10 protein-coding genes are annotated in these 14126 nt (G+C 35.6%); 8 read left to right on the top strand and 2 right to left on the bottom strand.

The genetic code is table 11. From position 1 onward, the window contains the following. Positions 1–53: 53 nt before the first annotated feature. A complete protein-coding gene (locus tag AABL87_RS00410; protein WP_006266941.1) occupies positions 54–950 on the bottom strand; it encodes a DMT family transporter in 897 nt (298 codons plus the stop codon). Positions 951–1172: 222 nt separating this feature from the next. Here AABL87_RS00410 and AABL87_RS00405 point away from each other — a divergent pair, with 222 nt between their 5' ends. The 6 genes from AABL87_RS00405 to AABL87_RS00380 all read left to right on the top strand — a co-directional run bounded on the left by AABL87_RS00405 (position 1173) and on the right by AABL87_RS00380 (position 5890). Beyond that, positions 1173–1883 (top strand): hypothetical protein, encoded by a 711-nt coding sequence (locus AABL87_RS00405; RefSeq protein ID WP_006266942.1) that lies wholly within the window; start codon positions 1173–1175, stop codon positions 1881–1883. Positions 1884–1906: 23 nt separating this feature from the next. Further along, positions 1907–2602 carry a hypothetical protein gene (locus AABL87_RS00400; RefSeq protein WP_006264715.1) on the top strand — a complete coding sequence of 232 codons (696 nt, stop codon included), beginning with the start codon at positions 1907–1909 and terminating at the stop codon, positions 2600–2602. A 177-nt stretch (positions 2603–2779) separates the two neighbouring features. Further along, the gene (locus tag AABL87_RS00395) at positions 2780–4345 is read left to right on the top strand and encodes a M20/M25/M40 family metallo-hydrolase (RefSeq protein ID WP_006259538.1); all 1566 of its coding nucleotides are present in this window, start codon (positions 2780–2782) and stop codon (positions 4343–4345) included. A 93-nt stretch (positions 4346–4438) separates the two neighbouring features. Then, entirely contained in the window at positions 4439–4768 is a 330-nt protein-coding gene (locus AABL87_RS00390; protein ID WP_006264716.1) for a hypothetical protein, read from the top strand. Between the two features lie 199 nt (positions 4769–4967). Then, the gene (locus AABL87_RS00385; protein ID WP_006264717.1) at positions 4968–5399 is read left to right on the top strand and encodes a hypothetical protein; all 432 of its coding nucleotides are present in this window, start codon (positions 4968–4970) and stop codon (positions 5397–5399) included. 104 nt (positions 5400–5503) lie between these two features. Further along, on the top strand, positions 5504–5890 hold the full coding sequence (locus AABL87_RS00380) for a hypothetical protein (protein ID WP_073145614.1): 387 nt from the start codon (positions 5504–5506) through the stop codon (positions 5888–5890). Between the two features lie 76 nt (positions 5891–5966). Here AABL87_RS00380 and AABL87_RS00375 read toward each other — a convergent pair whose 3' ends face one another. Beyond that, positions 5967–6917, bottom strand: a complete 951-nt coding sequence (locus AABL87_RS00375) for an alkaline phosphatase family protein (protein ID WP_073145612.1) — start codon at positions 6915–6917, stop codon at positions 5967–5969. A gap of 222 nt (positions 6918–7139) precedes the next feature. On the opposite strand from AABL87_RS00375, the gene AABL87_RS00370 reads away from it, so the two are divergent. Together AABL87_RS00370 and AABL87_RS00365 are read left to right on the top strand one after the other, a co-directional pair. After that, a complete protein-coding gene (locus AABL87_RS00370; RefSeq protein ID WP_341276757.1) occupies positions 7140–13031 on the top strand; it encodes an alpha-2-macroglobulin family protein in 5892 nt (1963 codons plus the stop codon). A gap of 133 nt (positions 13032–13164) precedes the next feature. Next, positions 13165–14037, top strand: a complete 873-nt coding sequence (locus AABL87_RS00365) for a pirin family protein (RefSeq protein WP_341276756.1) — start codon at positions 13165–13167, stop codon at positions 14035–14037. Positions 14038–14126 lie beyond the last annotated feature (89 nt).

The raw sequence follows: 14126 nt of genomic DNA, 5'->3' as shown, positions 1-14126 counted from the left end.
GTAGGGCAAGGCTGTTAACCGATAACCGTTAACCGATAACTGTTGACCAATAACTATTTCTTCTGATTAGCAATAATAACTAAGGTTACAGCACCCAATACGAATAGTAGACCTATAGCAGACATCCAGTCGAAGTGCTCTGCGAAGAATAAGGTACCTACTAGTACAGCTACTACTGGTTCCATAGATCCTAGGATAGAGGTGACAGTACTACCTGCGTGCTTCACTGCTAGTACTAGACATAAGTCAGAAATGAAGGTAGCGAATACTCCTAATAGAATAAGGTTGATCCAATCGCTTGTAAGGGTCACCGTCTGTATTCCTGTAGTGAAAAGACAGTAGAATAAGAAGATTAAACATCCCATTAACAATACATAGAAGGTCAATGAATCAAAGTTCATCTCTGATATTCTAGATTTATTTAAGCCTACGATATACAGTCCATAGGTGAATATCGTCAGGGCAGAGAGTACTAGACCTGTGATCAGTGAAGGTGAAGCCTCACCGTGTATACACATCATACCGACTCCCACTAGAGATAGAATAGACGCTACCAAGAGTGCGATAGACTTCTTCTCCTTATAGAACATAATCATGACAATACTGACGAATATAGGGTATAAGAAGTGTACAGTAGTGGCTAGCCCACTATCTATATACTCATACGCATCGACTAAGAATTTGGCTGTTGCGGCATACAATAACGCCAAGAAAAAGACGACTGCTAGATCTTTAATAGAAATTTTTAAGCTTGTTTTTTTGTACAAACATACTGCGCCCATGGTCACAGATGAAAATAAGAATCGATAAAATAGAATGGTCGGTATGCCTATAGCAACCACTCCTTCTGGTCGCAAGTTCGGCAGTATCAATGGTAAGGAGAACAAAGGCACCAAACCAAATGTACCCGAAGAAATCAATGCGAATAGAATTCCTTTAAGGTTTTTCATTGTTTTAAAAATCTTTTAATTAAAAATCTGCGCAAAGGTACATTTTCAAGACGGGGTATAGAAGTAGGAGGTATATTATTGCTAATCTCTTGTTTTACCTAGGATAGGACTGTTTATTTTGATAAGAGATTTGGTAGAGAAAAATTAAGATGATAACATTTTTCGTAATAATTTTAGAATAAGATAATTAAGGAATAGTGTATCTTTAACATAAAATTCGATATGAGGAATATGTTGATATTGATCTTTATACTTATTTCTGTCTTTTGTTTAGGGCAAATACCTACAGATTGGCAAGTGGATGGGTTAAAAGGAAAGGTGAAGAATATGGAAATAGTTATGAATGGGGTAGGTGAAAGTGCATGCTTTGAAGAAGTAAATGTTTATAATGAAGAGGGGTATTACCTATCTAAAAAGATGTCAGTTTTAGATGAAAAAGCACCTGATGTTGCTATGTTTTTAAATATGATGGAGAACTATGAACCATATAAAGGTAATAAAAGGATTACGATAAGCTTTTTAGGTGATAAAGTAGAGATAGCTAAGGGGACAGAAGAGTGGCAGTCAGATAGTATTCGCGTTAATATTAGTAAAGGAATTTCGTGGGGAGAAAGTAGTGAAGAAAAAGAAGTTCTGATTAATATAACTACCGAAACATTTAATGGAAAAGGGCTTTTAGTAAAAAGTTTGTATGAAGATGAATTTAGTAGTTCAACTGATTTGCCAGGTAAAAGATTAGAGACAGTTAATACGTTCAATACAGAAGGATATTTAACTAGTTTAAGAGTAAATGATTTAAATAAAAATACATCTACAGAGTTAAAAGTGGTAAATGTAGAACTAGATATTAAGGGAAATGTAACAGTACAAGAGCATTACGAGGATGATGTATTAGTGCTTAATAAAACCTTTACCTACGAATATTACGATTAATAAAAAAAGCTAAAGAAAAAGAAATGATTAAGCAGTTAATGTTGGTGCTAGCAGTGATGCTAGTAGGGTGTAAGTCAGAGGGGAGTACTACACCCTATAGTGATGCGAAGTTAGAGGGGATCAGAGGAAGAGTAAAGTCTGTAACAGAGGTTATACGACTGTCTGACTCTAATGTTGTGTCACAGAGAATAAGCCTATATGATGAGAACGGATATAAGATATCGATGGAGTCTTTAGACAATGAGTTAGATACTGAATTGTTAGAATTTAGTAGTAATGGTATTCTTAAATACGAACCGTATAATGGACAACAACGCGTATTAAAAGGATATGATTATGAAGGAGCTGTGATAAGTGAAGCGATACAGAAGTGGTCTTCTCCTGCGGCGTATACTGTAGTTACATCTTATACTAATACTCCCTCAGTGAGTAATACTATAAAAGGGGCAGTAGATAAAGAAGGAAAGATTAGCTCTATGCAGATGATAGCAAAGGATGGAGAGAGTGTACAGATAAACTCATTGTCGAAGTTTATGTATGATGATAGTGGATATCAGAATGGGTATATACAGAAAGATGTATTAGCCTCTACAGATGCTAAATATATAGTAATGAATAAGGGGTACGATAGTTTTGGGAATATTACAAAGCAGGAAGTATATGTGGAGCGAGATGTACTAGTGAGTGAGAAGGAGATTGCGTATGAATATTATGAATAGGTTGGCTGTAATTATGTAATAAAAAGTGATTAAAATTACGTGATGAGTATTTATAGAGGTTAATTATTGTGAATTTTATTGTATAATCTAGTGTTTATGGTGAAATAGGCGATTAATAGTCTTGGAAGTATGGTTAAAATGTGTAATTTGCCCATCTTAAACTAAACACTAACCAATATGAAAATCACAAACGTAATCAGTAAGACGATTGCACATAGTGTACTAGGGGTGACCTTACTGTCTAGTGCGCTAGTATTAGCACAAAAACAAGATCCTATAGTAGAAGCTATCGTAAAAGAAGGAACTACTAATTCTCAATTAAAGAAGTATGCATTTGAACTAATGGATGTCATCGGACCTCGCTTAGTTGGAACACCACAGATGATGCAAGCACATAATTGGGTTAAGGATCAGTATTCTTCTATGGGCTTCGAGGCGCGTAATGAAGAATACGGAACATGGAAAGCATGGGAGCGTGGTACTACACAGATCACGATGACTTCACCTCGTACTAAATCATTAGAGGGAATGCAACTGGCATGGAGCCCTGCTTCTAAAAAAGGAGGGGTGGACGGAGAAGTAGTGATATTAGCTGATGTAGCTTCTCAGGCTGACTTTAATGCTTGGTTACCTTCTGTTAAAGGGAAGTATGTCATGATCTCTATGCACCAACCTACAGGAAGACCAGACTACCAATGGCAGACTTTTGCTACGGAAGAGTCTTATACTAAAATGAAAGAAGAGAAAGCTGCAGCTGAGAAAGCATGGGCTACTCGTATCAAAAATACAGGATATACAGCTAAGGAATTGCCTAAAGTATTAGAAGATGCAGGAGCTGCTGGTGTGATAATGTCATACTGGACAGGTATCATGGGGTCTAATAGAATCTTTGGAGCAGAGACTAAAAAAGTGCCTACTATCGATATCGCATTAGAAGATTATGGAATGCTATATCGATTAGCAGAGAATGGTAAGAAACCTCATATCCATGTGAATGCACAGTCAAAAGACCTTGGTACTGCGAAGACATATAATACAATAGCTGAGCTTAAAGGTGGAGAGAAAGGAGATGAGTATGTAATCTTATCTGCACACTTAGACAGCTGGGATGGTGGAACAGGTGCTACGGATAACGGTACAGGTATCATTACGATGATGGAGGCTGCTCGTATCTTAAAGGCAGTACTGCCTAATCCTAAACGTACTATCCTAATCGGTAACTGGGGAAGTGAAGAGCAAGGATTAAATGGATCTCGTGCTTTCGTAGCAGATCACCCAGAACTACACAATAAGATACAAGTAGTATTCAACCAAGATAACGGTACAGGACGTGTGGCTAATATCTCTGGACAAGGGTTCTTAAATTCTTATCAATATATCACAGACTGGTTATACGCAGTGCCTGAGAAATATAAGAAAGAAATTAAAACACACTTCCCTGGTTCTCCATCAGGAGGAGGTTCAGATCACGTGTCATTTGTAAGTAAAGATATACCTGGGTTTATGATGAGTTCATTGAGCTGGGGGTATGGTAACTATACTTGGCATACAAACAGAGATACAGCTGACAAAATCGTTTATGACGACGTACAGAACAACGCTATTCTGATCGCTATCATGGCTTATAAAGCAAGCGAGGAGAAAGAGTTGGTATCTAGAGAAAAGATTGTTCTTCCATTAGACAGTAAAGGAGAACGTCAAGAGTGGCCAGAGTCAAGAGGACCTAAGCGCACAAGTAACTAAGATATAAAGAAAGAGCATTGCTGAGGTAATGCTCTTTTTTTATTGTAAAATGTTGCATAGAGTTGTTTAATTTTGAAAGATAAAAAGGTAGATATGATAAAGTTGTTTTACTATGACGCTCTTACTGATCAGGGGCAAGAAGGAGACGAGTCTAAGGTGGCTACAGAGCTAGAAGTAATCACGTGTTTTAAGAAGTTGTCGACAGAAGAAGGTACTTTTATTGGAATATTTAAGGGAGAGGATGATACACTACAGTTTGGTTGGTTAAGAGATGATATGTGGATTATAGATATTCCTATAGTGAGTAAAAAAGGCTCTTATCAGAAGGAAGGGACTAGAGAAGAGTGTATAGAATTAATTAAAGAGCAATATAAAAACTTTGATTTGAGCTTCAGTCATAGTTATACATTTGAGGAGTGGTAGTGAGTTTTATATTAGTGTAAACTAGTTTTTATATTTAGTTTCTAGTATTGATGGTTAGTTTTTGGTGACTATTTTAATAAACTATATTTTTTAATCTTAATTTTATTGTTTTCTGTTTTGTATTTACGTTAAATAATATTTTTTTGGTATAAACTTTTGTTGTTTTTATTTTACTTTGATGCCCTAAAACAATAATAACATGAAAAATATAAGTTTGGTTATCATGATGTTAGTCATGGTTTTTGTTACTGGATGTTCAAAAGAAGACTTAGAAGTAAGCAATAAAGATGTCAGTATTCAGTACAATGGTACATCTGTAGAAACTAGAAAAGCTAAGGAGTACACTAATTTTTATTTTACTATTAGATCTAAAGTGCGTACACCTATGCAAGGGTATGTAGAAATAGTTACTATAAATAATGAGAAGATAAAGTCGGATAGATTTTCTCTTAGTATGGGAGAACATAGAGAAGTTCTAGTGAAGAAAGAAGGAGTAGTAGTTGAAAGAGATTATGTAAAAAGCTATAAAGTGTATGCTACACCTATCAATTTTGATGCATTTCCGAATAAGGGAATGCCTTCAAGAGACTTCTTTAATCCACCTATGTATAAATTTCCAAAGGCAGGATAGAATGTCTATAGGATATATACAAATGGGATACTTAATGTTGACGTAGTGTTAAAGCATTGTGTTTTATTTTGTTTGTGCAGTTTATTTGTAATAAAAATTGCTTTATGAATAAGATATTGATGTCTATGATCATGATGATGCTATTATTAGTTAGTTGCTCGTCAGATGACAATGGACTTAAGAGTAATGATAAAGATGCTTATACAGAATATGTGAGTCATACTGTTATACAAAGAGATTCAAAAAGGTATAGTCAGTTCATGTACAATGTGAAGTCTGTTACTACTAACCAGTTAAAGGGATATCTAGAACTAACTACTGTAGAGGATAAAAAGTATAAGTCAGAAGACTTTAGTGTAAGTCCTGGAGGAGTAACATCAGTGAAAGTGCTTGTGGAAGGACAAATGAGTGATGTGGGCTTTATTAAGGATAGAAAGCTATATGTTAGACCTGTTATTGCCTTTGTGGATCCTTTGTTACCAAGAAAATAAATTATTACTTATAACTAAAAAAAACAGCTATTAGAGATTTTTCTAATAGCTGTTTTTGTTGAAATAAAGTATAGACTTACTTAAAGATATCTTTTATCACTTTCCCTTTACTGTATTCTAGTTTTATACCTAATAGTTCAGCCATTGTATTCGCTACATCTATTTGCTCATAACTACCTGTACTGATTGTTGTATTTTGTTTAAAGTCTGGCCCCATAGCGAAGAATTCGATATGACGACATCCTATACATGAGTCACCATGGTTGACAAAACTATCTTTAATACCATCTGAATGACGACCATGGTCATTAGATACCATTAGTGTTGTTTTGTCTTTATAGTCAGGTTGAGATTGTAAGAAATCCCATATATCTTTAATGCTTTGATCTGTTGTTTTGATAGCTTGTATGTATTCATTCCATTTGTTAGCATGTCCATAGCTATCTACATCTTTTAAGTTGATAACAACCACATTAGGTTTGTCAGTTGTGATTACTTTTTTGAAGTTCTCGATAGTTACTTCATCTGTTCTATAACCTGTACCATTACCTGCTACTCCTGCATCTGCTTTAGGCATATATTTATTGTTCCAATCTGGGTTTTTAGTATTGTTTAGTACTTCTAATTTGTCTTTAGATACGACAACCCAAGCTTTGCTACTGTCTTTGTTCGTTTGTTTTAACCATTGTTGTAACACAGAAGGATTGGTAGGAAGTTCTTTACCGTTGTTCTTAATACTGTCATATACACCTGTGATTAGCGCTGTATGTCCTGCATTAGTATTCGTTAGTCCATTGTTTCTAAAGTTGCTGATAAAAACACCTTCTTTTAATAGAGCAATACGGTTAGGGATATGTGCTTGTGTAGTTTCTTGCCATGTCTCTGTCATTCTAGGACCGTCTATTACTAATAAAACGACATTCTCAGTTTGATACTTTTTGTTTTCTTTTTGTTCTACTTTATTGTCATCGCTAGAGCATGATACTAGTGATACACATAAGATAAGGCTTAGGATAATTCTTTTCATAATAATGTTTTTGTATGTCACAAAGTAACCTCGATTACACCTCATTATACAAGTTGTTCGCATTATGCGTTTGTGAAGCTTAGGTTATATAAACGTTTAGAAAAAAGTAGAACTGTAGGCGTTATTTAATGTAGGGTTAACGACTATTTTGTATCATTTGCTGTACAAGTTTTTAGAAGTAATTTATAAAAACTCTATCTTTAAGGATTCAATTATAAAACTATGAAGAAGTTAGGTTTGTATCTTATGATTCTTGCTCCGATGATCGGCTTTGGACAAAGCTCGAATGGGAGAATACAGGAGTTGTGGAATATTATTCAGAAACAAGAAGAGAATGCTGAGGTAAAGAGCATGTTGCCCAATATACAGGAAGTAAAGAAGTTGTCTAAAAGACACAATGACTATCCTAGTATGATTAAGGCAATGTTCTACGAGGCAAGAGTAAATATCTTAGTCAGTGAAGATGACAAGTATGATGTCAATACAGTCATTAAGCAATTCGCTGAAGAAAGAAGAAATGCTAAAGGAATTAATAAGGCTATTATCGACACGTATATCGCTGAAATATTTAAGCTTTATTACACTGCTAATAAATATAAACTTAGAGGTAGAACAACTTTAGAACAAAGTACAGCTTCTGGTGTTGCATACTGGACTGCTGAGGAGTTTAAGAAAGAAATAGAAAAGTATTATCAAAGTGGACTTTCTCTAGCAGCTAAAGAACAAGGAGAGTCTATTGGTAATTGGGGAGATATGTTTAGCTCTAATGTTTCTAACTTAGGTGTTAATAGGACTAAACTGACAGTGTATGATGCATTGCGTCTAAATTATTTAGACAATTTACAGTATAACTCATTTGATTTGTCAGATGAAGAACGTAGAACACTAGAGCAAAAGAAGGAAGAGTTAAAAGCATCTCTTCTAAAAGATGTAAAAGCTAAGAATGATCCTACACTCTATGTGTATGTAGAGATGTATCTAGCAGCTACTATAGAATCTAGTGAGGATAGAAAAGAGAAGTTTGAAAGCTTATTAGCAGCGTATCCTAATGAGCCTCTTGTGTATGAGGGATATGCTAATTATCTAAATGGAGTAGAATTAGTAGCTCTAATAGATAAGGCTGTAAAGTTATTTCCTAATACAAAAACGGCAGAGAACTTAAGTGCACTGAAGAAGTATACAGAACGCAAACAATACACTTATAATATCAATAAGTATGTGCTAGATAAGCAGGCTATACCTGTGAGCATAGGACATCAGAATGGGGATAAGGTATATGTGCGCGTGTATAAGAACAACCAGGCTAAGAGAAGTAACAATGTACCCTTTCATAAGGGGATAGAGGCATATAACAGATTAGATAAGGAATATACTTCTATAGATACTTATGCATTGCAGTTGAGTACCTTCACTGATTATGAAATGCACAAGACTGTGGTAGCGTTACATCCATTAGAGGCAGGTAGATACTTTATAGCATTTTCTAATGTTCCTTTTGACCAAATCAAAGAAGGAGAGTCGGATGTACAAGTGAGCCTAGTTAATGTGACACCTAATATTATAGAAATAAACGAAGGGAAATTACGTGCTTATAATAGAAGAACAGGTAAGCCATTAAGCAATATTAGTATTCACATCGCTAATGAAGATGAGAAGCGAACTAATAGTAATTATTGGGAAACGGTGATAACGACAGACTCGAATGGAGAGGCTAATCTTGATTTTGCTAAATCTGATCGATATCTTTATGCTAATATAAAAGGGGAAGAGGTATATTATTCTTCTTATGTATACAATCGCTATCAGCAAGAAGAAAAAGAAGATAATGTACAGTATAAAGCGACTGTACTAACAGATAGAGGTATCTATAGACCAGGACAAGTCTTATATTTTAAATCTATAGTTTCTAAAAAGAGTAAGCTAAGTGAGCAGGTCGTAGCTAAGGCACAAGTATCTATAAAGCTATATGATCCTAATGGAAAGGAATTGACTACACAACAACTGTTGACCAATGAGTTTGGTTCTGTCAATGGACAGTTTGTATTGCCATCTGTAGGTAGATTAGGTAATTATAGTGTTGAAGTCATATTAGGAGAGGAGACTGTAGGATGGAGTCATCTATCAGTAGAAGAGTATAAGCGTCCGAAGTTTGAAGTAGAGTTCGAAAAACCTAAAGAGATCTATAAGCTAAATGAGGAGGTAATAGTAGAAGGAAGTGCAAAGGCTTTCTTAGGGGCTAATATAGATAAGGCGAAAGTAATCTATAGAGTAGAACGACAAGAGATATGGCCTTATTGGATATGTGGACCTTACTACCCAAGTAGATATCTGAATCCTGAGACAATGATTCAGGGAGAGACAATAACGGATGAGAAAGGAAAGTTTACTATCAGCTTTAAGGCGTTGCCTAAAGAAGAAAAAGAAAGTAAGCTGCCTCGTACCTTTACTTATTTTGTCTATGCAGATGTAATAGACCAGAATGGAGAAACACATAGCAGTAGTATAGATGTTGTAGTAGGAGAGAAGAATATAGAGTTAGCTGTTAATCTTCCTTTTATTTCTACAGTAAAGGATTTGAGTAAGTTTACGATTAGTACGAAGAACTTAAATGGGATAGACTACGCTTCTCAAGGGGAGTTAAGTATATTTCCTCTTTTAGCTCCTAATCCTGAGCGTATCTCTGATAATTTTGGTTTAGATAAAGGAGATTATAAGTTGTATGATTACAATGAGTTTGTCTCTCTATTCCCTCATTTAGATTACGGAGATGAGAAAGATACTGCGCAATGGGGAATAGGTAATTCTGTGTTTAGTACATCATTTAATACAGCAGATACAAAAGAGGTGGTATTTAAGGGAGCTAAACAATTGTCTTCGGGTGCGTATATCGTTAAGGGATATGTATACGAGAACGGTGAGAAGAATGAGATAGAGAAACGCTTTACATTAAGAAATGAGGAGTCAAAAGAGCCATCAAAGGTCTTAGTAGAATTAAAAGCAGAGGACAAAGTATATAAAGTAGGAGATAAGGCTAGTGTAGAGATACGTAGTGCTGAGAATAATACGTATGCATTCGTAGAAGTAAAAGCAAACGGTAAACAGGTTTATCAAAAAGTGATGAAGATCAATAAGAGAGGTTCGTCAATAGATATTCCTATTAAACAGGATTATAAGGTAGTAGATGTTTATGCCTTAGCATTAAAGCACAATATAGCAGCACAAGATGCGGCTAGTGTTGCTCTAAAAGGAGAAGAGAGTAAACTGTCTTTAGTTATTGAGTCCTTTAGAGATAAGGTAGAGCCAGGAGCTAAAGAAAAGTGGTCTTTAAAAGTAAAAGGGAAGGAGAAGGAGCAAGTAGTATCTGAAATATTGGCTACTATGTATGATGCTTCTTTAGATCAGTTCGTATCACATAGTCTAAATACTACTCTTAAGGTTCCTGTACATTATTACAACAGACCTTCATTTAGTATGTATGATTTTAGTAATATCAAGGGAATAAGTTACTTTAATTCATTAGCAAGTGAGACAGTAGATTATACTAAGTTTATAATAGATAGACCAATCGTATTTAATACTTACGGCTTAAACTTCCAACCTAAAGTTAGAATTGGTTCTGGAACAATGCGAGTGAGAGGGATGAGTAAGGTGAGTGCTACGAGTGGAGATGCAATGGCTGAAAATATTGTTGCTCTTAAACTTTCATCTCAAGAGGAGTTTAAAGAAACTGCTCCTATGGTTGAGTCTAAGGACGTAAGTAGTGGTGGTAACAGTGTAGAAAAAGCTGATGCCCCTGCGCCGACTATTCGTAAAAACTTACAAGAGACAGCATTCTTTTACCCTACACTAAAGACAGATGAGAATGGTGATGTGAAGTTTGAGTTCACAATGCCTGAAGCTTTGACTAAATGGAAGTTTATGGCTTTTGCTCATACTAAGGATTTGCGTAGTGACTATGCTGAAAAAGAAGTAGTAACTCAAAAAGAGTTAATGGTAGTGCCTAACTTACCTCGTTTCTTACGACAAGGAGATAAGTTAACTTTATCTACTAAAGTAGTTAACCTATCTGATGCTAATAGAAAAGGAAAAGCTACTCTTCAACTGTTTAATGCTTACTCGAATGAGTTGTTGGTAGAGAAAACAGGAGAGTTTTCTGTCAATAAAGAAGAGTCAAGTGCTGTAAGTTGGGATATAGAAGTTCCGAATAGTGTAGATGTAGTATCTTGTAGAATAGTAGCTGTGTCAGATAATTATAGTGATGGGGAAGAGTCTGTACTACCGGTATTGACTAATAGAATGCTAGTAACAGAGACGATGCCTATCTACATCAAAGAAGGACAGAATAAGATATTCAAGTTTAAGGAGTATGAAGCCAATAGAAGTAATACTCTACAGAATCATAAATTGACATTAGAGTTAACGACTAATCCGATTTGGAATGCTGTGTTTGCTTTACCATACTTACAAGAATATCCTTATGATAGCTCAGAGCAAGTGTTTAGTAAAGTGTTTGCTAATGCTGTTGCAACGAAGATATTAAATGACAATCCTAAGATTAAGACAGTCTTCGATCAATGGAATGTAAAAGGAGAGATGTCTTCTAAGTTAGAACAGAATCAAGAGCTGAAGAGTGTACTATTAGCTGAGTCACCATGGGTGAGAGAAGCAACAAGTGAGGCTGAACAAATGAAGCGTATGGCAGTCTTGTTTGATTTGAATAAAATGCAATATGATCTTCAGTCGGATATTGATAAGTTAATCGAGCAACAAAACGAAGATGGAGGATTCTCTTGGTTTAAAGGAGGTAAATCAGACAACTATATTACACAAACTATTGTAGAAGGTTTTGGTAATCTGAAACGCATAGGTGCAATGGATGCGCCTTGGGCAAGTGATGTGAATTATATTTCGATGCTAAAGAGAGCAATAGAGTATATGGATCAGGCACAGTATAAAGATTATGAAGAGCAAGTGAAGTTTGGTGTAAAAGGTAAAGTTCCTAGCTTAGGTACACACTATCTATATGCACGTAGTTATTTTATAGGGGACTTTGGTATCAATGAGAAATACTCTCCTATGATAACAGCTATTCGTCAAAGTATCGAGAGCGAGAAACCTGCTAATAATCTTTATCAAGAGGCTATACGAGCTGTGATAGCAAAGAGATTTGGTTCTGATAAAAAGGCAGAGAGTATTGTTAAGGGGATTATGGAGACAGCCGTAGAGTCTGATGAGATGGGAATGTATTGGAAGAATAATACAGCAGGATGGTTATGGTATCAGGCGCCTATCGAAACTCAAGTAGCAATTCTAGAAGCTACCAACGAGGTAAATAAAGAGAAATACGCTAATGCGATAGAACAGATGAAAGTTTGGTTACTAAAGAATAAACAAACTACTGGATGGAGATCTACTAAAGCTACTACAAAGGCTGTATATGCCTTATTAAATACAGGAAAGTCTTGGTTAGATGCAGAGCAAGGTCTTGAAGTAAAAGTAGGAGGATATCCTATAGATACAGAAGCAAATGCTCAGGCGGGTAGTGGTTATATCAAACAGAGTTGGACTAAAGCTGAGCTGACAGCTAAAAAAGGTGTTGTAGAAGTAAATAAGACATCTCCTGGTATTGCTTATGGCGCGATGTACTGGCAGTACTTTGAAGATTTAGATGCTATTAATACAGCAGAGACAGGTATTAAGTTAACTAAAAAACTATATGTAAAAACTAATACAGAGCAGGGTCAAGTACTACGTGAGATCACTAAGGAGTCTCCAATTAAAGTAGGTGATGTGGTGACAGTACGTTTAGAGATAAGTACAGATAGGAATATGGACTATGTTCACTTAAAAGATATGCGTGCTAGTGGCTTTGAACCTACGAATGTACTATCAGGGTATAGATGGAAAGGAGAGTTCGGATACTATGAAGAAACGAGGGACGCATCTACGAATTTCTTTATATCGAGATTGAGAAAAGGAAGTTATGTATTCGAGTATGAGTTAAGAGCTAATGTAAGTGGTCAATTCTCGAATGGTATTACAACCATGCAGAGTATGTACGCACCAGAGCTAAGTGCTCATAGTGAAGGCATCAGAGTAGAGATTAAGAACTAGTGTAGTTAGATAAATAAACAGAAGGAGGTTTGCTGAGGTAAACCTCCTTTTTTATTAGGTATACTTCTTGTTGTAGGTTAAGTGTTTAAGGGGTGATGAGGTTGTAAATTTGTAATACAAAAAACAAAGAGATATGAAAACAAGAAATATTAAACAAGTAGTAAAACCACAACCAGCACATTTTGTAGGAGATGGTTTTAGAGTGCACAACTTTATTCCAAGTATGCCTAATATGAATATGCAACAGATGGATCCTTTCATCATGTTTGATTATAATTCTAAATACACATTTGGGCCTTCAGAAATCCCAAGAGGTGTAGGAGTTCACCCACATAAAGGGTTTGAGACTGTAACGATAGCATATAAAGGACGTGTAGAACATGGAGATAGTAGCGGAGGTGGAGGTATCATAGGGGAAGGTGATGTACAGTGGATGACTGCAGCGTCTGGAGTTTTACACAAAGAGTTTCATGAAACAGAATGGAGTAAAACAGGTGGTGAGTTTCAAATGGTACAGTTATGGGTGAACTTAAAGAGAGAAGATAAGAAAGGACCTGCTAAGTATCAGACAATAGAACATGATAAAATGGCAAAATATACATTGCCTAATGGGGGAGGGGTAATCGAAGTGATAGCAGGAGACTATAATGGAACTAAAGGAACAGCTTCTACATTCTCGCCTATTCACATGTACAATTTAAAAGCAAAAGTAGGTACAAGTACTAACTTTAGCTTTCCTTCAGGGTACACTACTTTATTGTTAGTATTAGAAGGTGAAGTAAAAGTAAATGGAACAGCAGTAGCTACAGATCATGTGGCGCACATGGAGAGAGAAGGAGAAGAGTTTACGGTAGAAGTTACTAAAGATACTGTAGTCTTAGTAATCTCAGGAGAACCTTTAAATGAACCAATAGCACACTATGGACCATTCGTAATGAATACAACAGATGAGTTGGTACAAGCAGTAGATGACTTTAACTCTGGGAAGTTTGGAGATCTTGCATAATAATAAATTTCATAATAAGTAAGGTGACTATATTTTTATAGTGGTTTTGTTTTGGTGAAGGGAGAGGTATGGATTGCCTCTCCCTTTTT

Source organism: Myroides sp. C4067, from assembly GCF_038039665.1.
GTDB lineage: Bacteria > Bacteroidota > Bacteroidia > Flavobacteriales > Flavobacteriaceae > Flavobacterium > Flavobacterium odoratimimum.
This window is presented reverse-complemented; position numbering and strand designations above follow the sequence as displayed.